The following is a 20,958-nucleotide window of genomic DNA, read 5'->3' as shown; positions in this document are numbered from 1 at the left end:
AGGTGATTATAAACGATTTGGCACCAAAAAGCTCAGCTTTTGAGTGATTATTTGAAACAGATTATTCTTTCTGTTGTTATATCTAAATTCCATTTCTTTTAAATAAAGGGGGAAGTGTTGCTTGGAGACACCATGGAACTTTGCCAGCCGTTGTTTTGCAAAGCTCCAAAAGCCTTCAAGGCCATTAATATACACTTTCCCTGTTGCGAACCGTTTCCCATGATCTACTCTCAAATGACGATAGCCACAGAACATCAAGGCATCATAACCTCTGAATTTATCGGTGTAAACGACGGAGCCTCTGCGGACCATTTTCACAGTCTCGTTCAGCAGACTGTCGGCGGTAACATTGCTCACCACCGATACTGTCACTCTACCGTGTCGCTCGAGGATACCGAAGACAGGTATCTTGCCTGCAGCTCCTCGACCACGTCTTCCTTTACGTCTTCCGCCGAAGTACGATTCATCGATCTCGACTTCTCCAGAAAGCCAGAAATCGTTGTCAGAAGCCGCCAGGGCCATCCGTATGACTTGGCAAGCTTTGTGGGCTGTCGGGTAGCTCAATCCGGTCTGCTGTGCAATCTTACGAGCCGATACTTCCAGTTCAAAGAGCTTAATGACCCACAACCATCATCTATTCGTAAAGTCATGAAAGCGATTACCACATCGTTTGCAGCGGTATCTGCCATCACTAATTCGATATATTTTATAGCTACGACAATCGCTGCAAAAAACATGGCCGTTTTTCCAGCAAATTTTCTTGAAATATTTTCGAGCTCTACGCTCGCTTTTCCCTATAGATTCGAAGGTTATTAAGGTCATAGTACAAGATAGTTATTGTACCAAACCTTTTATAATTACCCTTCTCTATTAAATAATAATATGCTTTATATTCCTCTCATGACAACTTCCATTCACAAATGTTATAATAATTGGTCAATCATCATAAGCATAGCCATCATTTTGAAATAATAAAATCAATCAAAGATACAAATCGTTATGGCCTATCTCGAAATCGTCGAGGGCGAGGGCAGGGGAAAAACGGTGCGGCTTTCCGCCGAGACCTCCATCGGCAGGACCGCTGAAAACGGCCTGTGCATCCCGGACTCGAACGTGAGCAGGCAGCACGCCGTGGTCCGCAGGAAGGAGAATTATTTCGTCATCGTGGACCTCGGCTCTGCAAACGGCACGATCGTTAACAAACGCGGCCTGCACCGCCACGTGCCCCAGCCGCTGTACGAGGGCGACGAGGTGGTCATCGGCCCGGCGCGCATGCTGTTCCGCTCCGAGGGACACGACCCGCTCGCCGTCAAGAAGAAAAGCCTGTCCGGCACCGCGACCGTCGCCCTGGGCGGCCAGAGGCGGCCGGGCTTCGCGGGCCTGTCCATGATCGTCACGCCCGAGACCGAGGCACTGTCGGTGAGCGCGACCATGGACGCGTCGCTCGGGTCGCTTGTCATGCGCGAAAGCGCAAAGGCCTCGCAGAAAGACCTGCTCGACGCGGTCCGGCGGCTGCAAGCAATGGTCAAGGTGTCGCAGGACCTCGGCGCGCTGGAGAAACCGGGCGCGCTGCTCGACAAGATCATGAGCAGCATCTTCGACATGTTCCCGCACGCCGACCGCGCCTTCATCATGCTGCGCGACAAGGCGACGGGCGAGCTCGCGCCGGCGCTCGGCCGCTCGCGCGACGCGTCCGCGCCGCAGGGCGAGTTTCCAGTGAGCCGCACCATCATCAACGCCGTCGTGGAGAAAAAACAATCGATATTGTCGTCGGACGCGCAGAAGGACGGCAGGTTCGCCGCGGGGCTGTCCATTGTCAATCTGTCAATCCGTTCCCTCATGTGCGCGCCGTTTGTTTGCAAAGATGAGCTTCTGGGCGTGATCAGCCTCGACACCATGTCGAGCCTGCGCGCCTTCACGAGCGACGACCTTGCCATGCTCACGAGCATCGCAGGCCAGGCCGCCGTGGCCATCAAGAACGCCGAGCTGTACACCGCGGTGGAAAAGGAAACGCAGGTGCGCACGCAGCTGTCGCGCTATCTGTCGCCCGACGTGGTGGAAGGCGTGATCGACGGCACGGTGCCGCTCACCCTCGGCGGCGAGCGCAAGCGCGGCACGGTGCTGTTCTGCGACATCGTGGGGTTCACGGCCCTGGCCGAGAACATGTCGGCGCTTGACGTTGTGGAACTGCTCAACCGGTATTTCCGCATCACCACCGACATCATCACCAAACACCGCGGCACCCTGCACAAGTTCGGCGGCGACATGATCATGGCGTTCTGGAACGTGATGTTTTCTGACGACAACGCGCAGGAGAACGCGCTGCGCGCCAGCATCGAGATGCAGGCCGCGGTGTGGAAGTTCGGGTGCGAGCTCGCGTCAGCGAACCAGCAGCCGATCCACGTGGGCATCGGGTGCAACACCGGCGAGTTCGCGGGCGGCAACATCGGCGGCGAGGACCGCATGGAATACACCATCATCGGCGACAACGTGAACCTGGCCAACCGTATCGAGTCCCTCGCGTCGCGCTGGCAGGTTTTCGCGGCCCAGCAGACCTGGGAGCCTGCCTCACACTACTGCACCGCGGTCGAGCTTCCGCCGGCGCTTGTCAAAGGGAAATCAACACCCATCAAGGTGTATTCGATACGCGGCATCCAAAGCGGCGGCGACATGCTTCTCACCATACCGGTAAGGATTGCACGGCCGGATAAGGGTGGCAAAGTGGACGGCCTGCTTACCAGTTACAGCAAGGAGCGCAAAGAACTTCTTTTGTGCCTGCCGTCAAACGCACAGACTGCGAAAGGGGATAAGCTTGCGTGTGAATTCGATCTGCCTGAGATGAAAAAGGGAATGGCCCTTGCCGCCGAGGTGGCAAGCGCGGAAGACCCGCAGCAGGACATGCCGCATTGCAAAAGCGTAGTGCTGGGGAATATTGACGGAGCGGAAGCAGTGGCGTTTTTCGGGCCCGGGTCGCTCGTGGAGTCGGGGAAGAGCTGGGGGGAGATGGGAAGGCATTGAAAAAATAGAGGGCTTGTAAAGTTGAAAAGATTAGATGGTATAAGTATTGACAAGAGATCAATTGGTTAAGATATAAATAATATAATTGACAAAGGATTCGCTATATGTCAAAAAAGCGAACTTCAAGAAAAAAATCAAGAGATCATAAGACCTTTGGAAGCTGGACTATTAGCTGTGGTGAATTAATAGCCAAACAAGGCAGGCCGGGAAAAAAAGACCAGACGATTTTTAAAGCATTCGGTGAAAAAATTCCCTGGAATACAGTTAATTGGATAAAACATATACTTCAGGAAAACAAACTTGGAACAGAGGGAATTTATATAGCCCATGATTCTATGGGTATACCTAGATATATTGGCCGAGGTGCAATATTTAGTCGCCTTGCAGCCAGGTTTAAGGCGCATCCAATTTAGCTTCAATATTTTTCATTTTATGTCGTTCGCCAAAAAACAAAGGAGCGCGAGATTGAAACTTTATTGATTAGAAATGCTGGATCATTATTAGAATACAACGAAAAAAAGAAACGTGGTGGATTAAAAGTTGGTAGCGTGTTAGATTATGAAGCAGGAACATTTTACTTTGAACGGCAGAAAAAGAAAGGTCGTAAATAAGAATTGAAGAGTAACTGTAATAAAATTTAGTAAATAAAACAAGGAAATAAATTATGGATACTCCTATTGACAATGTGGTACGACAATATTTTAAGTATGTTTTTCTTGATGTGGTAAGTTTTAGTACTAGAAGTGCAGAAGCTCAATCGGCAATTGTCACACAATTAAATTCAATTGTGAAAGAATCGATAGATACAAATCAGGACCATGTTGGGACAAATCTGATTCCCACCGGTGATGGTATGTGCATAGCGTTGTTTGCGCCGAATTTGCAATATGATTCTCATATACAAGTTGCTTTGCAAATTCTAGCATTGTTAGAGGAATACAATTTGTCCGAGAAGAACGAAATGAGACAATTTAAGGTTCGTATTGGAATTCATCAAAATACTGACATTTTCGTCACAGATGTTAATGGTAGGGACAATATTGCGGGAGCCGGGATAAACTTGGCATCGCGAATTGTGGATAAGGCTGATGGATGCCAAATCTTAGTGAGCCATACTGTGCACGAGGAACTTCAGCCAAGCGAAAAATATAGGAATAGATTTAAGAAATTTGATGCAATTGGTAAACATGGCATTCAATTTTCAATTTATCAATATGTTGATACCTCTTGCTTGGGACTTAACTGCGCTATACCTATCGAATTCATTCCTGAAGAAAAAGTAGAGCCTAAGTTATCGTTAATTGCAGCATATTATTTCGCTCATGCAATTAAAGAGAAAGATTTCATTTTGCGAATGTTTCAAAAAGACGTAAATATGTATGCGGCAACGGTTTTATTGTGGTTTCTGTCGCAAGATTCATTAGAAAAACGAGAGGCTACAGATCTGGATCCGTTTGAACCTAAAATTTATGGTGAAGGTAAAAAAAACCTGGATGAGGTGATACAATATTACAGCAATTTACAATTTTATTTAATATCAGAATTTTCAAATTTCGTCGAAATGAAAATAAATAAATACCCAGGTTGCTTTTCCAGTTCTACCTATGGATATTTGCCATTATTCCTAAGTCAAAAAGGGAAAGAAAAATTAAAATCAGATTGGCCTGATATTTATGATGAATTTAAGATAACCTAGCATTATTTGTCGAGTAGGATATTTTTTGATCGTTCTGGCTTATCTTACAAAATATAATTACCCCTTTTCTTATTTTTTGCGTTAGGTGGACCGAAGGGTGAGCAAAAGCGAATTGCCGGCCGACCCTTCGCCGAAGGCGACTTCGGGCGGTCCGGCAACGAGGCCGAAGGCCGAGCCCGGAGGGAGACCGACCCCATGGTGGGGCAATGAGCCCCTCCATGGGGGTAACGCCCAACTCTTCTCTTTTTCTATTTGTTAATTATCTTCCCACCGTTATAAACGCGGCCAGCCCAAACATCACCAGCGCCAGCAGCATCTTGGTGATCACCATGTGCCGCTGCTGGAACGAGGAGAGCCTTTTCCACTTGAGGCCGTAGGCGGTCGCGGTGAGAACGATGAGCAGGGGAAGCACGAACAGGAAATTGTAAATCACGAGCAGGATCCATCCCGCGAGCCTGAACCCGAAGGTGTGGGTCATTGCCATGATCGTGGGCAGGTAGATCTTCGCGGTGCACGCGCCTTCGAGCAGGGTTACGAGAAAGCCGGTAATGATGGCGCCGACCACGATCTTGTTGGTGGACAGGTTGCCGCGGATCACGGTGTGGATCAGCATCTTCACGCTCTTGGGGAGCTGCACCTTCATCTCGCTCGTGTCCTGGGTGCGCCAGTAATGCCACGCGTCCCATATGGAAAGCAGCGCCACCCACAGGGCGACGCCGACCGCGACGACGCGGATGGCGAGCGAGAACCAGTAGAACTTGTCCATGAGCGACAGGATACGGAACGCGCCGAGCCCGAGCAGGAAATAGGTGAGAAAGGTGACTCCGGCGAACGCAAGTCCGATCTTGAGCACGTCGTTGCGCTTGCGGTTCTGCGTGCCCAGGAACGAAATGAGGAATATCATTGACGCGATGGCACAGGGGTTCACGCCGTCAACAAAGCCGATGGCGAACAGGCCGACAAACGACCAGGTCTTCATCCGGTCCTTGATCATGGCGGCCGCGCTCAGCGTGTCGATGGTGCTGTCGCCGTAGGCGTGGGCGTAGCCCCATTTTTCCGGTTTGGCAAGATATGCCTCGATGATCCGCCGTCCGTCCTTCATGATGTCGTCGTATCCGACAAGCGCGGTGTCGGGGAAGAAAAGCTCCTGCGGCGCGGTCTTGGCCACATGGTACCCTTTTTCCATGGCCGTGAGGATGTTCAGGTCTTTTTCCACCTCGATGTCGCGGTAGGTGACGGTCAGCTTGCCGGCATACTGCTTCTCGAGCGGCTTGAGCAGCGTTGTCTTGATTTCCGCGCACTCGCCGCAGGTTGCCGAGCCGAAAAAGGTGAGGCGGAGTGATTTCTGTGTGGATGAAGTTGGCTGACTAAAAATTAATGTTGACAGGAAAAGAACCGTCGCGGCGGATCGTCCGGCAATAGATAAGACGTGTGTGGCGGATGAATTTTTCATGATGATTCTGTCCATTAATAGAGCAGGAAAATATACCTCATACTTTAAGATTTGGCAATTTGAGTGTTTTATCATTTTGTTTTTCAATCGATTGAAAAAATGTTACCCTCTATTATTAGAAGGAGAAAACGGAAAAAGGTTGTTGGAATAATTGAGCTGCTCGATGGCGCCACGCAGGCATCTTGACAATAAGGAATGACGCCGCCGCGTTATTTTTTCGCCCTTCATGGTTCACTTCCACAAGCTATGTGCAAACGAGCCCACCACGAACGGCTTACTCAGCAGACCAATAAGAGAATTGGAAATTGGAAGAACGTCCGGCCGGAGACCGCTGACTGCTGAAAGCTTACCTTCTTTTCATATCAAGTAAAATCAAAAAATTAATTGGATGGCTATTCTTTAATAAATATCCCTTCCACCGCATCCCCCGCGAACGCGATCTTCTTCTTGCACAAAAAATATTCTCTCGCCCAGAAAAGCGGGATCTCCCGGCAGTCCGCGATGCGGGCCTGCTCGTCGATAACGTCGTTGAACCAAATGCTCGAGAGCCTCAGCCGCTCGCTTTGGTCGAACATGGCGCTTTTGGGAACCCAGCCCACGCAAATGCCGTAGTCTTTGCTTGCGAGCGCGGCCTCGTATTCCTCCTGCGTCGCTGCCTTCAGCGCGCATTGGATGCCGCCGCGCGTCAGGTCTGCAACGATTTTTTCGGCAACGATGTCGGAAACCGGATCGTCCGAACGGTACAGCACGGAACAAGGAGCGCTTTGCTTCGGTGGTTGCGGTACGGCCGGCACCGCGGCCGGGGCGGCGCTGTCGCTTTCGATCGCCGTGATCACGCCGCCCTCTGCCTTGACGAAATTCACGAACATGTCGCGACCGTCAATGGCCTTGCGCACGGCCTGTCGCAATTCCTTCGGCTCGAGGTTGCACGAAACAAAGTAGCGGTCTTCGGCGGACACGATCAGGTTCGACTGCTCAAGCGCCTTGCGCCGGGCAAAGTCGAGGTCCTTGAGGGAAAAAAGCGACATGATGTCGTAGTTGCCTACCGAATACGAAAGGATGGGATTGGCGTCCTTGCCGAGCTTGAGGACGCAGGTCGAAAGATACCCCTTGGTCCCGGGAAAACGGCTGTTGGGTGCAAGGATCACGGTGCCCGCATTGTCGCTCTTCACCGCGTATGGGCCCATCTTGAATGACGCGGGCAGTGCGCGCGGCGTGCACATCCGTGCGAGCGCGAGCGGGTCGGCCGGGTCAAAATGAAGCGAAATGGTTTTTTGGTCAACCACCTGGAACCCGGCGATGATGGCCTCCTGGCCATGAATGAACCCGGACAGTCCCTTTACATTACGGAAAAGCGCGGTGCCTTCTGCGGGGTGCCTCTTCACGAACGCGGACCATGCATTGACGCAATCGAACGAGGTGAGCGCCTTGCCGGCGCTGTTTGCCGCCTTGTCGCCGAGGACAAGGGTGATCTCCCGGTCCGAAACGCTTTTCACCTGGAAATATCCCGCTGTCTCCTTGCCGCGAGTGATGGGACAGGCATCATTGTTAAATGGATAGCAGGAAATGAGAGCGGACATGTTCTGGTCAACAAATCCGCGCTGCAGGTACATGGTGACGCTGCCGCCGATCCGCGGTTCGATTTTTTCCTCTTTTACCGGCGCGGGAATCGCCTTGAGCGTCTCGGCAGGGGCGACTTTGGCCTCGCTCGGGCAGGGGTTGTACGAAGATAGTTGCAGTTTGAAAAACCTGTTCTGCACAAGCGTGTCGCGTTTGAACGGGTAGTCCTTGAGCAATTTTTCCAGGGAATTCGAAAACCGTTTCCGTTCGAGTGAATCCTGAAACGAAACGACATACGCCGTGGTGTCGCCCTTTTCCACCTTCACGATGTCGTGACCCTGGGTGAGAGTCATCGTCTGTTTGGTGACCTGCTTGACGCATGACACTAATACAAGCGCCGTGAGGGGGAGAATGATTTGGACTAGTTTGTTCATATAATGCCTCGGATCGGTCATCATTGAAAATATATTTTTGGGATGGAAAATGCTGTTTGATATTCTAGTATAAAAAGGTGGGCGTTACCCTGCGCGGCGGGGTCGGCCGTCTTTCCGGTCCACCCCTTCGGGTCGGGCTGCCCGGCACGAGCCGCTTCACGGGGCGTCCGGGCAGCACCGCGCTCCGGCGACGGCCTCCAGTCCTGCCTAACGCGGTGGAGTTCGCGTTAGTCAACAATTTCAGTGGCGCCGGTCGTGAATTGCAAATGATTTTTTTTAAACAACCGTCGCCCGCGGGTGCGCCCAAAATGCAGTTTTCAGCAGTCAGCAGCCAGAGATCAGGCAGTCAACTAAAATATTGTTGGAGGGCGGTTGTTGAAAAAGGGCAAGGTTGACGGATGCCTATACAATACGTCTTCCTTCCACCGTGTAAACTCTCTATTACCACTATCGGACCGACAGCCACTCGAATGACCGCCGGCCAATGAAGTCCCGGCGCCAAAGAGGGGGTGTGGGTGCAGATCACCGGAGCCGCGCTGTTTCGACACGCGCTACTAAAGTGCCTGCTACTCGACAACCGCGCGGCGACGGAAGCTGCACCCCAGGGGGAGCCTTCCCCCGCATGTGGAATTTTATTATTATCAAGCAATATTCAAAACCTATTTTTAACCTTAACAACAAAATCATTTCATTTCTCAATCCCATCCCGCATGGCAAAGAACAAAAAAAATCCGCCCCGCAAGAAAAGGTCCCTGTTAAAAAGTCTGCTCTATTTTCTTATCGGCCTCACCATCCTCGTTGTTGCGGCCGCCTGTCCCGCCTACCGCATCGGCGAATACTTTTTCAACCGCTATTTCAACGAGTGGGGCAGAAAGCTCGTCAACCTGGAGCAGCGCGGCCTGCTTTCGCGCAAGCTCGGGGCCGCCTGGCAGGACGTTCTCAAGGACGAGGCCATGGAGCAGGCCGCGGGCAAGCTGCTCGGCGCCGACACCGCGGCGAAGAAGAACGCCGCGCTCGTGGTGGACGGCGTGTTTGTCAACGACTACCCGTCGCTGTCGGTCATCGCGCGGCTCAACGCGGTGCAGAACTACGCCAACGAGATCCGCATCGCGGACCGCAGGGACCGCGACATCGCGCGCATACGCACCAACCATACGCGCGCGAAGATAATCGAGTTTCCCCGCACCTTCGTGAACGCGCTGGTCGCGGCAGAGGACGCCGGGTTCTGGAAGAACAAGGAGGGCGTGGAATACGCGAGCATCGTGCGCGCGGCCGCGGGCGGCATTCTCCATAGCCTTATCTCGCTGAGGCCGCGCGCGCCGCGCGGGACCTCCACCATCACCCAGCAGGTGGCCAAGCTCTTCATCTCCAGCGTCGACGAGGCGGGCCACCGCGTGGCCGGCAAGACCATGGACCGAAAGCTGCGGGAGATGCGGCTCGCCAACGCCCTGCGGCAGGTTTACAAACCGGAAGAGATCCTCGAGGTGTACGTGAACCACTGCATCGCGAGCGACAACGGCCTCATCGGGTGCAGGGACATCGCGCGGGCGCTGTTCGAAAAGGACCTCAAGGACCTTTCCGACGCGCAGTGCGTATATCTTGCGCGCATGGTGAAGTGGGGCCGCAACGTGAAACCCAAGATCGCCCGCCAGTGCGCGCTTGACATGCCGCGCATCGGCAAGGCCATGGGCTGGGACGCGGCCAGGCAGAAAAAAGTGCTTGCCGAGGTGCAGGCGCTCACGTTTAAAAAACCGCGGCAGGTGCAGACCGATTTCGGCGCGCTCGTCGACTGCGCGAACGAATACTGGCTCTCGGTGCTCACGCGAAACGGCGCATCGGCGGAGCAGCTCGAGCAGATGAACATCGTGGATCCCAACTCGCTGATCCGCAAGAAGGGCAACCTCTTCATCCGGCTCACGCTCGACCTGCCGCTGCAGCAGGAGCTTGAGCGGCTGGTCAAAGCCCGCGGCTACGGTCCCGACACCGTAGTGATGATGGGAGGCAAGCCCATTCTTGTCACCGGGCAATACTACGCCTACAGCATCATGGATTCCAAAGAGGGCAGGCTGCTCGCGTATTGTTCGAAGGACAAGATCGGCTCGCGGCTGTCGGGACTGCTGCGCAACAGGACGCCCAACGGATCGTCAACGGCAAAGCCGATCTTCAACGCGCTGAATTTCGACCTCGGGACGTTTTCGCCGTACGCGAAATGGAACGACAGCCTCGAGGTGGCCGAGAACGTGCCGTGGCAGCGCAGGTTCCGCGTCAACAGCGAGGGAAAAATCACGGGCGTCACCTTCACGCACAGCGCGGTGAAGAACCGCGGCTACGAGGTGCACAACCACGGAGACGTGTTCGAGGGGTGCCAGTACGTGTTCGACCAGCTCAACGCGTCGAACAACATCCTCGGCGTGGAGACCGTGTACCGGCTCAACCGAACCCTGTTTTCGCTCGACGGCGGCATCAGCAAGGAGGCGTTCCCGCTTGTCCAGTACTTCTACCGCATCGGCGCGTTCGACCGCATCCGGGACGAGCTGCACCTCACGGCCGTGACCGGCGTGCGCGTGTACAAGGAGCTCGCGCGCATCGTGGGCGCCGGCGTCGACTCGGCCGTTTCGGGCCAGAAGCGCGTCCCGATTTCCGACAGCCTGTATTCGGTGGCGCTCGGCACGCTCGAGCTCACGCTCTACGAGCAGATGCACCTGTTCAACGTGCTGTACAACAACGACCTCATCGAGCGGCCGGCAGACCACCCGTCGCTCATCCTCGACAACATCGTGCTCAACGGCGACACCATGGTCATGCGGGACACGATCAAGCGGTATCATCCGTTCGCCGACCCCAACAACCTGCGGCCCACCTACCTGGGGCTGCACAAGCGGCTCGTGACCAATGACGGGCTCGACGCGTTCGACCTGGCGCCCGGCGACACCGCGGGACTTGACAAGAAGGACACATTCGACCGCGCCGTGCTCCCCCTCGAGGGACCGGTGTCGTACATCGCGAAGAGCGGCACCACCGACGACGTGATCAAGCCGTTCGACGCGGCCGCGAAGAGCGGCAGGAAAACAAACTACGGGCTGTGGAACGCGGTGCTGCGGCTCGATCTTTCCAGACTTGCGGCCGGGAAGAACGATCCCGACGTGCGCGACGTCACCGTGTCGTGCATCGGCGAGTGCAATGAGAAATACACGGGCGTGCGCGACGGAAAGACGCTCCATAAATTCCTCACAAAGGGCCTGATGCTGCGCGCGGGCGTGCAGAACCCCAAGGGGTATTTCACGCGCTACGAGGCGTACCTCAGGCGCACGACGCCCAAGGACTCGACAGAGTGCGGAGCAGTAAAAGTTGCTGAAAAGGAAAAGCCGAAGAACCCGTTCGAACAGTTTTTATCAATTTTTAAGAAGAAACCGGACACGACAACAGTGAAGGCTGTGGCGCCAGTAAAGGTGGATTCGGGCGGACCGGTGACGACGGGGAAGCAGGACTAAAAAATATATTAGAATTGGGCGTTCCCCCTTGTGAAGGGACTTGAGTCCCTTCACAAGGGGTCGGTTCTCCTTCCGGGCTCGGCCATTCGGCCTCATTGCCGGACCGCCCGAATCGCCTGCGGCGGGGTCGGCCGACAATTCGCTCTTGCTCACCACTTCAGTCGCCCCTAACGCGTCGGCGGACTTCCGATATGTAAAACGTCCGCCTTGACTCCGATCGGGCAGATGGTTGCGGCCGAAAAGATTTATTAATGCTATTATTATTTTATCCTCATTGCAGTATTTATTAAATTGTGAGGCATCTTTGGGGAATTCAAAAAAAGAATATCTTTTTCACCTGCTTATCATCATGACGGGTATTTTCTTTTTTATTCCCTTCCTCGGCAACGCCTATCTCTTCGACTGGGACGAATTAAATTTCGCCGAGGCTGCGCGCGAGATGCTCGTGACCGGAAACTTTTTGCAGGTGCAGATCGATTTCCGTCCGTTTTTCGAAAAGCCGCCCCTGTTTTTCTGGCTCCAGGCGCTTTCCATGTCGCTGTTCGGCGTGGGGGAGTTCGCGGCGCGGTTTGTTAATGCCCTGGCAGGGATTCTCACACTGCTGGCAGTTTACCGGATAGGAAAAAAGATTTTTGACAGGACCTTCGGCCTGCTCTGGGCGGGCGCGTTTCTCGGATCTTTTTTGCCGCATTTGTTTTTCAAGTCGGGCATCATCGATCCGGTCTTCAACCTTTTCATTTTCCTAGGCATCTACTTCATTTTTACAAGCGAGAAAACGGAGAAAAGCAAAAGCCTCGTCGGCCCGCTCGCGCTCGCGGGCGCGTTTCTCGGACTCGCAACGCTCACCAAAGGGCCTGTTGCGATTCTCGTTGCGTCATTGTGCATGGTTGTTTATTGGATCATGCTGCGGTTCCGGCCGTATCTGTCATGGAAAGGCGTGATCGCCTGCGCAGCGGCCTGCGCCGCAGTGTCGCTGGCCTGGTACGGCGCGGAGACACTCACGCACGGGCCGGGATTCGTCACCGAATTCGTCAAATATCAAATGAGACTCTTGACAACCGGCGACGCAGGCCACGGCCGGCCGTTCTGGTTCCATTTCGTGGTGCTTCTGTTCGGGTGCTTTCCCGCGTCGTTTCTGGCGGTCAGGGCTTTCCGTCCGTCAAGGGCCGATCCCGATGCGCAAAAAAGATTCACCCGGTGGATGCTCGTACTGTTCTGGGTGGTACTGATCATTTTCTCAATCGTAAAGACAAAAACCGTTCTCTATTCGTCGCTGTGTTACTTTCCCGTCACCTTTCTCGCCGCATACCATCTGCACGCGGTGCTGACTGGAAAATTCACCTGGAACCGCTGGCTCACGGTTTCCCTCGCGGTTTTCGGCCTGACGGTCGCGGTCGTGATCGCGGCTTTCCCTGTTGTCATGATGCACACCAAATGGCTTATCCCGCATGTGACCGACCGGTTCGCGCAGGAATGCCTTACCTATCCCGGCCATTGGTCGTATGGGGAAACGGCCGTGGGGCTAGGATACGCCGCCGCGGTTGTTGCCGCCGTTATCCTTGTGACCCGAAAAAAATTTGGTGCGGGCTTTGCAGTGCTTATCCTGGCATCCGCCCTGTGCCTGCAAGCGGCCATGATTCTGTTTGTCCCCAAAGTTGAGAACTACGCGGGCGCCGGGCCGGTGCGGTTTTACAAAAGCCTGCAGGGAAAAGACGTGTACGCCAAGTCGCTGTTCAAGAGCTATGCCGACCTGTTTTATACCAAAAAACTGGCCGGCGGAAATCCCAACGGCAGCGACGTTGAATGGCTGTTAAACGGCGCCATTGACAAACCGGCATATCTCGTGTGCAGGATAGACAAGGCGCCGCAGTACCGGAAGATGCCGCAATTAAAGGAGATCAAGGCGGAGTACGGGTTTGTGTATTTTATGAGGGAGAAGGTGCCGGCAATGTTTGCGCCATAAGATATGCCATGAAAACTAGGATTCAAAAATGGGGACATGATTTTGCACTGGTGATTCCAAAGTCCTTTGCCTTGAAATATCATCTTTCAGAAAATGCAAAGGTTGATGTGATATTTAATGGGTGCGACTTCGAAATCAAACCATTGTCATTAAAGAAATATTCACTTTACGGCCTTCTAAGGCAGGTAAAAAAAGTAATCTTCACAGGGAAATTGATATTGGAATGCCTATCGGCAGAGAAACATTATGACAAAAAGCCCGCATCGAAAATAATCTAAGAAAAAATCATTTGCCGGAAGAATGAAACATTTTGACGGCAGAATGGTCCACAATCTTAATGACTCTCGGCCTCCGGATATCCCACCGTCTGCGCGAAAATGATCCTTTTCTCCGCCGGCAGATTGAGCGCTTTTGTCAGGCCGGCGCGGTCAACCGACCCTCGCACCACCGTGCCCAGCCCCTCCGACGCGCAGAACAGATAAACGTTCTGGCTGATGAAGGCCACGTCCGCGCCCATGTACAGCTGCCTTTCATCGGCAGCGCCGCCCTTCATTTTCGCGGTGTCGGCCGTGAACACCAGGTTGAGCGGCGCGGATACCACGAACTTCTGGGAGCCGGTGAGTTTGCGCAAATCACCTTTTGCGATCACCTTCAGCTTGTTGGCCTTGGCATCGTACAGGTAGGCGCCGTCCTCCATTATTGCGTAAATGTCAACTTCCTGCCAGTTTCTCGTGGAGGGCGCGGTGCGCTTTCCGGAATCGGGCCGGTTGATGCCGAACGCGGCCCACAAAAGGTCGGACACCGTCTGCACCGGCAATTTTTTCGCGCCAAAGGAGCGCTGCGACTGCCGCAACTTGAGCGCCTGCATGAGGGGCTTCCCGCCGGTCACATTGGGCGCGGGCAGGGAAATGTCGGAAAGGTCCTGGGCGGCGGATAAGAATGAAAGGACGATCACCAACATTGATGAAATAGCTATTGTTGATTTGACGCTGGTCATACCGATTGCTCCTTTGCAGAGATTGTTAAGCTTGTTTATGAAATGGATAAAAAAAATAATTCCACCGTCATATAAGCGCAACAAAAGCGGTAAATCACCTTTAGGCGTGAAACCGTCCTATAAATGGAAGGCACCTTCAAACACAATAGCGGAGTCCTTTTGGAGAGCGCCGCTGAATTTCTGTCAACCCTTGTTTAAAAGACGCTCAGCTTTCCACCGAACGGCATGGGTTGCATCTGTCAATATTCATTTACAATCCCCACTTCCTCATCCTGTACCCGATCGCCACCCCCAGCACCCCCAGCCCGTATTTCACGCTCCTCGCAAACCCTATCGACGACGCTTCCTTGAAGTACTTGGTCGGACAGGTCACCTCCGCGATCTTGAACCCCGCAAAACAAATCTGCGCCAGCATCTGGTTGTCAAACACGAAATCGTCGGAGTTCGCCATGAAATTGATGCGCTCCAGCACCTCGCGCGAAAACGCGCGGTACCCGGTGTGGTATTCAGAAAGCTTCTGTCCCATGAGCACGTTCTGGACGAGCGTGAGCAGACGGTTCGAGATGTATTTGTAAAGGGGCATGCCGCCGCGGCGCGCGCCGCCGCCCAGGATGCGCGAGCCGAGCACCACGGGGTAGAGGCCGTTTGCAATGATGCTCGCCATGGCCGTGATGAGTTTTGGCGTGTACTGGTAGTCGGGGTGGAGCATGATGACGATGTCGGCGCCGAGCTCAAGGGCTTTTGTATAGCAGGTCTTCTGGTTGCCGCCGTAGCCTCGGTTTTTTTCGTGCCTGATCACGTGCCTGATGCCGATGCGTTCGGCGAGCTCGATGGTGTGGTCCCTGCTCGCGTCATCAACGAGGATGACGTCGTCAACGACGTCCTTCGGGATTTCGTCGTAGGTGCTCTGCAGGGTCTTTTCCGCGTTGAAGGCGGGAAGCACCACCACCACTTTCTTATTGAGGATCATGGTCCTCCCGTCCGGCAACGAACCTGCCGGCGGGTCTCTTGCGATTAGGGAAAAACAATCTTGTCAGCAGGGGCTCCAGTTTTTCCTGAACGGCCGTCCCTGTTTTATTGTATGCGAAATATGCAAGCGTGATCATGGTGATGCCGAGCAGTCCGCCGAACGCCGTGTCGAGCGGGAAATGCACGCCCGCATACACGCGCGCATAGGCCACCAGGAACGCGGGAACAAAGGCGAGCCAGAACCATCCGCCGAAGAAAAAAGCGAGCACAGCCGCGGCGCAGAACGCGGTATTGGCGTGGCCCGACGGAAACGACCGGGTGGCCAGCGGCTCTCCCACCACATGGACGGTGTAGAGTCCGTTGTGTGAGCCGGGGCACGTTACGCGGTGGGTCACGAAATACCCGATGGGCCGCGGCCGCTGCGCGGCGTTTTTTATTTGGGTGTTGATCGTGCTTGACAAAATGAAACCAGCGGCGGCGAAAATGAAAAAGGCCAGGAATTTTTTACGCGGGACCTTGAGCAGCGAAATCGCAACAAGGATGGGGGTCGCCACCCAGCCGCTGCCGAGCCAGGAAATTGCCGGGAAGAAACCGTCCCAGAACGCCGAATGATGGGAATTGATGATGCAGAAAAGATTGTGGTCGAGGGTGAGGAGAAAAGCCGTCATGTTATTTTTCCAGAACAATATAGGTGATCAGAACGCCGTAGAACACGCCGCCAAGGCACAGAACATAGGGGTTCAGCGACCGGGCGGTTTTTACCCATGCAAGAACGATGAGCGCCGACAAAAGGGCGCACCCGGCCGACACCAGCGTCGCGCCCCGAAGGCGCCATTCGGTGAACAGCATTCCGAACACGATGGGGAAGCAGCTCTGGAACACCATGGCGCCCGTGATGTTGCCGAGCGCGAGCGTGTCTTTGCCTTTTCCCACCCATATGATGGAATTGAGTTTTTCCGGAAGCTCGGTGGCAATGGGCGTGATGATGAGTGACAGGATGAGCGCGGGTACGCCGAGGGAAACAGACAACGCCTGGACATAGACCACGAAATAATGCGCCCCAACAACGAGCAGGACAAGGCTCACGGCCAGCTGCACAATGATTAAAAACAGCGTTGGGCGCAGGCGGAAAATTCCCGAAATGTAAAGATTATCTTTTGTCTCTATTTCATCGTTCTTGCTTTTAATGGTCCACCGCAGATAAAGGGGGTATGACGCGAGCAGGGCAAGCCCCACCATCGCCTTCAAAACCGCGTGCTCATGAAAAAAGGTAGTGCCGATGGCGATGCTGTAATAGATCAGGAAAAAGGTGAGGTCGCGCTCAAGATTTTTAATGTCCGCGGTCATTTCCGGAGTGCGTTTGCCGAGAAGCGCATAGATCAGGACCGCCGAGCCGGCGACGAAAAACGCGAGCGTGCCGAGCATGAACGGCGCCCCGGCGATGGCGCCGATGCCCACGTCTTTGGCGGCTTTTCCGCCGGTGAAAAGAATGGCAATGATGGGGATGACGGTTTCGGGAAGCGCGGTTCCTATGGCGGCAAGGATGCTTCCCACGATCCCCTGGTGTAAATTGAGCGATTTGCCGAAAAGCTCGATCGCGTTGACGAAAATGATGCAGCAGAAGAGGATGAGAAGGAGGCTTGCAGCCAGGAAGACGATTTGAAGGGCCATTGCCGCGTTCCCGCTCCTTTTTCCACGAAGCCATTTATTCGCCCGCAAAACCGGGGACAGCTTGACGGGATGTCAACATCGCTTCAATAAAATATACTCTGTTTTGTCCCCGGTTACTTTATTTTCCCCTGATACCTCATTTATTATTTTTTGTTTTCCAGAAGCCGAACGCACAACATTAATTATATATACCAAAATGTAAAACATGAAAGGAACATGGGCGTTGGAAACAGCGGAAATCATTGCAAAGGCCCGGGAATACATCAGGTTCGAAAAAGACCCGTTTTTTAAAAAACAGGTTGAAGACCTGCTTGCCAGAAAAGACTATGCCGAGCTCTCGGACCGGTTTTACACCGAGCTTGAGTTCGGAACGGGCGGCATACGCGGCGTGATCGGCGGCGGGTACAACAGGCTCAACTCGTTCATCATCCAGAAGACGACCCAGGGGCTCGCCAATTACATCAAAAAGGCCGTGCCTGCCGAAAAAGCCTCGGTCGCAATCGCCTACGATTCGCGCAGGTTTTCCCCGGAGTTCGCGCTTGACGCGGCGCGCGTGCTGTGCGCCAACGGCATAACAACGCACCTGTACACGTCGCTGCGCTCGACGCCCCAACTGTCGTTTACCGTCCGTAAACTTTCGGCCACCGCGGGCATCGTGATCACGGCGAGCCACAACCCGCCCGAATACAACGGCTACAAGGTGTACTGGACCGATGGCGGGCAGATCATCGCCCCGCACGACACCGGCATCGTGAAGCTGGTGAGGGCGGTGGCGGGGGATGAAATCCTTCTCGTGACGAAAGACGAAGCGCTTGAAAAGGGCCTTCTCAAGATGATCGACCGGGACGTCGACGAGGCGTTCATCGCCATGGTCAAGGCCTGCGTGCTGCGGCCCGCGCTGGTGAAGGCGCAGGGAAATCAGCTGAAAGTGGTCTACACGCCGCTCCACGGCACCGGCGCCATGCCGGTGGAGAAGGCGCTGGCCGATGCGGGCATAAAAGTGGTCTTTGTCAAGGAACAGAAGGAGCCCGACGGCGATTTCCCCACCGTGGCGGTTCCCAACCCCGAGGAGGCGTCGGCCATGAAGCTGGCGCTCGACCTTGCGAAAAAGGAAAAAGCCCACCTGGTGCTCGCCACCGACCCGGACGCCGACCGTCTGGGCATCGCGGTGCCGGCCGCCGGCGGCTATCTCCTGCTCACCGGCAACCAGCTCGGCGTGCTGCTGCTCGACTACATCCTTTCCGCGCGGCAGGAGCTGGGCACGCTGCCGGTCCGCGGCGCGTTTGTCAAGTCCATCGTGACCACCGAGCTCGGCAGGCTCATCGCCGAAGACCACGGCATAGAGTGCCACGACATCCTCACCGGGTTCAAGTTCATCGCCGAGAAAATGCGCCAGTTCGAGACACAGACAAACGGGCCGTCGTACCTGTTCGGCACCGAAGAAAGCTACGGCTATCTCGTGAACACGAGTGTGCGCGACAAGGACGCGGTGTCGGCCGCGGTGATGACCGCGGAAATGGCGCTGTACCATGTATCGCAAGGGCGCTCCCTGCTCGACCGGCTCAACCAGTTGTACGAAAAATACGGCTATTTCGAGGAGACGCAGGTGTCACGGTATTTCAAGGGCGAGTCGGGGCTCGCGGTCATGAACGGCCTCATGGAGCGGCTGCGCATGGCGCCGCCCGCGAAGCTCGGCGGCCTGGCAGTTGCAACGGTAAAGGACTACCTCGACGGCACCTCGCTTGACATGAAGGACAAAACAAAAAAGAAGGCCATCGCGCTCCCCTCGTCAAACGTGCTGCAGTTCGTGTGCGGCGACGGCAGCATCATCACGGCGCGGCCGTCGGGCACGGAGCCGAAAATCAAGTTCTACGCCTCGTGCCGGGGGGAGCCGGGCGCGCCCCTTGACCGGGGCCGCGCCGCGGTAAAGGCGAAAATCGAGGCGATCCGGAAGGAGATCACCACCCTAGTCGACGGAGGGACCTGATGCCGGACACAAAAAAAATAAAAATAAACACGCCGGCCGGGCACGACCAGCCCGTGCCGCCGCCCCCGGACCAGTTCATCGGCGCCGCCATCGGCAACTGCCGCGTCATTGAAAAAATCAACGAGGGCGGCACGGCCTTCATTTACAAGGCGCACAACATCCCCTTTGATCTTGACAGGGTGGTAAAGGTCCTCAAGCCGTCGCTTGCCGACGAGGAGGATTTTTTCGCCCGCTTCCGCCAGGAGGCGCAGCTCACGGCGCGGCTCGACCATCCCAACATCCTGCGCGTGTTCGACACCGGCGAGGTGGGAGGCCATTTCTACATCGAAATGGAATACCTTGCCGGCCAGACCCTGCGCGACTACATGCGCGCGAACCCGAAGATCAGCGAGCGCGAGGTGCTCAACATCGCCCTGCAGGTCGCGCGCGCGCTCGACTATGCGCACCACGCGGAGATTTCCGGGCCGTCGGGCGAGGTGATCCACGGCATCCTGCACCGCGACATCAAGCCGGAAAACATCATGATCACGCCGGCAAAGCAGGTCAAGCTCATGGACTTCGGCGCGGCAAAGCCGCTCAGCATCACGAGCAGCACCATGCAGGGCATGATCGTGGGCACCTTCCACTATATGTCGCCGGAGCAGCTCGCGGGCGGAGCGCTTGACATCCGGAGCGACTTTTTCTCCCTGGGCATCGTGATGTACGAGCTCGTCACGGGACGGAAGCCCTTTACAGGAGAGAACCTCACCGCCCTCATCAAGAAGATCAGCGAGTGCAACTACACGCCGGTCAACAAGGTCCGGCCGTCGGTTTCGTCGCTCACCGAGGAGCTCATCGACAAGCTGCTGTCGAAGAACGCGGACCACCGGCCCGGCACCGCACATGAGATCATCGACGACCTGCAGGCGAGCCTCCAGTCGCTGACGAACTGGGGCATCGGCAGGCGGCTCATGGTGCCCTTCTCGTTCAGAAGAAGTTTCAGCGCCATTGCGTTCGTCTTGTCGCTGGCTGCCCTCATCCTGTCGCTCGTCGCCCTGCGACGCATGCACACCATCGAAAGCGCCGCGCCGCATTACACCGAATCGCCCGCGGCCGGGCTGCTTGACCGCGGGAAAATCATGGAGCGCAACAGCCGCTGGGAGGACGCGGAGGGCGTGTATCGGCTCGTGCCGCCGATGGAAAAGGGCGGGCTCGCCAATGAATATCTCGAAGCGCAGATCAGGCTCGCCGCAATTTACCTCAAGCAGGAGCGCCAGTACGACAAGGCGAGGAAAACCCTCGAGCACCTGCGGGCGCACTATTCCGACCCGGCCATCGACGCGTACCTCGGCGAAACCTACCACATGCTCGGCATGTTCGACGACGCAAAGGCAAGGCTCGACGCGGCGCTCGCGTCGCAGGCCGGCTCCGTGGTGCCGTTCACCGCCGACTTCAAGCGCGAGATATTGTTTTACCAGGCGTCAACGCTTGACAAAAAAGCAGCGCTTGACAGTTACGCACAGGCCGAACTCATCGAGGCGGTGAAGGCGTGGAACTATTTCATTGAGTTTTCAGGATGTTCCTCGAAGACCGCCGATGAACAGTGCCAAATTGCTAAAAAGCGTTTGAATGAGCTGGGGAAAATAGACCGCCAGCGGAGAAAATAGACAAACACAAAAAATAAAAACGTGGGCGTTCCCCCGCTTCGCGGGGTCGGCCGTCCTTCCGGTCCACCCCTTC

At 55.1% G+C, this 20,958-nt stretch carries 16 protein-coding genes; 8 read left to right on the top strand and 8 right to left on the bottom strand.

Annotated features, from left to right (window positions below):
- Positions 1 to 6 precede the first annotated feature (6 nt).
- A complete protein-coding gene (locus VLX68_04535) occupies positions 7 to 627 on the bottom strand; it encodes an IS1595 family transposase (GenBank protein ID HUI91498.1) in 621 nt (206 codons plus the stop codon).
- A 372-nt stretch (positions 628 to 999) separates the two neighbouring features.
- On the opposite strand from VLX68_04535, the gene VLX68_04530 reads away from it, so the two are divergent.
- The 3 genes from VLX68_04530 to VLX68_04520 all read left to right on the top strand — a co-directional run bounded on the left by VLX68_04530 (position 1,000) and on the right by VLX68_04520 (position 4,714).
- Positions 1,000 to 3,018, top strand: coding sequence for an adenylate/guanylate cyclase domain-containing protein (locus tag VLX68_04530; protein HUI91497.1), 2,019 nt, complete (start codon positions 1,000 to 1,002; stop codon positions 3,016 to 3,018).
- Positions 3,019 to 3,122: 104 nt separating this feature from the next.
- Positions 3,123 to 3,431, top strand: a complete 309-nt coding sequence (locus VLX68_04525; GenBank protein HUI91496.1) for a hypothetical protein — start codon at positions 3,123 to 3,125, stop codon at positions 3,429 to 3,431.
- A 251-nt stretch (positions 3,432 to 3,682) separates the two neighbouring features.
- Positions 3,683 to 4,714, top strand: coding sequence for an adenylate/guanylate cyclase domain-containing protein (locus VLX68_04520; GenBank protein ID HUI91495.1), 1,032 nt, complete (start codon positions 3,683 to 3,685; stop codon positions 4,712 to 4,714).
- An 81-nt stretch (positions 4,715 to 4,795) separates the two neighbouring features.
- Here the strand turns inward: VLX68_04520 and VLX68_04515 are convergent, their stop codons facing one another.
- The 3 genes from VLX68_04515 to VLX68_04505 all read right to left on the bottom strand — a co-directional run bounded on the left by VLX68_04515 (position 4,796) and on the right by VLX68_04505 (position 8,161).
- On the bottom strand, positions 4,796 to 4,921 hold the full coding sequence (locus VLX68_04515) for a hypothetical protein (GenBank protein HUI91494.1): 126 nt from the start codon (positions 4,919 to 4,921) through the stop codon (positions 4,796 to 4,798).
- Positions 4,922 to 4,973: 52 nt separating this feature from the next.
- Positions 4,974 to 6,167 (bottom strand): hypothetical protein, encoded by a 1,194-nt coding sequence (locus VLX68_04510; GenBank protein ID HUI91493.1) that lies wholly within the window; start codon positions 6,165 to 6,167, stop codon positions 4,974 to 4,976.
- 392 nt (positions 6,168 to 6,559) lie between these two features.
- On the bottom strand, positions 6,560 to 8,161 hold the full coding sequence (locus VLX68_04505; GenBank protein ID HUI91492.1) for a hypothetical protein: 1,602 nt from the start codon (positions 8,159 to 8,161) through the stop codon (positions 6,560 to 6,562).
- Between the two features lie 710 nt (positions 8,162 to 8,871).
- On the opposite strand from VLX68_04505, the gene VLX68_04500 reads away from it, so the two are divergent.
- From VLX68_04500 to VLX68_04490, 3 genes are all read left to right on the top strand, one after another.
- Entirely contained in the window at positions 8,872 to 11,652 is a 2,781-nt protein-coding gene (locus VLX68_04500; GenBank protein HUI91491.1) for a transglycosylase domain-containing protein, read from the top strand.
- A gap of 349 nt (positions 11,653 to 12,001) precedes the next feature.
- Positions 12,002 to 13,615, top strand: a complete 1,614-nt coding sequence (locus tag VLX68_04495) for a glycosyltransferase family 39 protein (protein HUI91490.1) — start codon at positions 12,002 to 12,004, stop codon at positions 13,613 to 13,615.
- Between the two features lie 8 nt (positions 13,616 to 13,623).
- Positions 13,624 to 13,893: a hypothetical protein gene (locus VLX68_04490; protein ID HUI91489.1), complete on the top strand. Its 270-nt coding sequence runs from the start codon at positions 13,624 to 13,626 to the stop codon at positions 13,891 to 13,893.
- Between the two features lie 56 nt (positions 13,894 to 13,949).
- Here VLX68_04490 and VLX68_04485 read toward each other — a convergent pair whose 3' ends face one another.
- The 4 genes from VLX68_04485 to VLX68_04470 form a co-directional block, all read right to left on the bottom strand.
- Complete coding sequence (locus tag VLX68_04485; protein HUI91488.1) at positions 13,950 to 14,612, bottom strand: nitroreductase family protein; 663 nt, start codon at positions 14,610 to 14,612, stop codon at positions 13,950 to 13,952.
- Positions 14,613 to 14,862: 250 nt separating this feature from the next.
- The gene (locus tag VLX68_04480) at positions 14,863 to 15,582 is read right to left on the bottom strand and encodes a glycosyltransferase family 2 protein (protein ID HUI91487.1); all 720 of its coding nucleotides are present in this window, start codon (positions 15,580 to 15,582) and stop codon (positions 14,863 to 14,865) included.
- Entirely contained in the window at positions 15,569 to 16,249 is a 681-nt protein-coding gene (locus VLX68_04475; protein HUI91486.1) for a phosphatase PAP2 family protein, read from the bottom strand. The genes VLX68_04480 and VLX68_04475 overlap by 14 nt, the downstream gene beginning before the upstream one ends.
- A 1-nt stretch (position 16,250) precedes the next feature.
- The gene (locus VLX68_04470) at positions 16,251 to 17,252 is read right to left on the bottom strand and encodes a hypothetical protein (GenBank protein ID HUI91485.1); all 1,002 of its coding nucleotides are present in this window, start codon (positions 17,250 to 17,252) and stop codon (positions 16,251 to 16,253) included.
- A 223-nt stretch (positions 17,253 to 17,475) separates the two neighbouring features.
- Between VLX68_04470 and VLX68_04465 the strand changes: the two genes are divergently transcribed.
- Positions 17,476 to 19,239 (top strand): phospho-sugar mutase, encoded by a 1,764-nt coding sequence (locus VLX68_04465; GenBank protein HUI91484.1) that lies wholly within the window; start codon positions 17,476 to 17,478, stop codon positions 19,237 to 19,239.
- The gene (locus tag VLX68_04460; protein HUI91483.1) at positions 19,239 to 20,885 is read left to right on the top strand and encodes a protein kinase; all 1,647 of its coding nucleotides are present in this window, start codon (positions 19,239 to 19,241) and stop codon (positions 20,883 to 20,885) included. Before VLX68_04465 ends, VLX68_04460 begins: the two co-directional genes overlap by 1 nt.
- Positions 20,886 to 20,958 lie beyond the last annotated feature (73 nt).

It is taken from the genome of Chitinivibrionales bacterium, assembly GCA_035516255.1.
In the GTDB taxonomy this organism is placed as follows: domain Bacteria; phylum Fibrobacterota; class Chitinivibrionia; order Chitinivibrionales; family FEN-1185; genus FEN-1185.
This window is presented reverse-complemented; position numbering and strand designations above follow the sequence as displayed.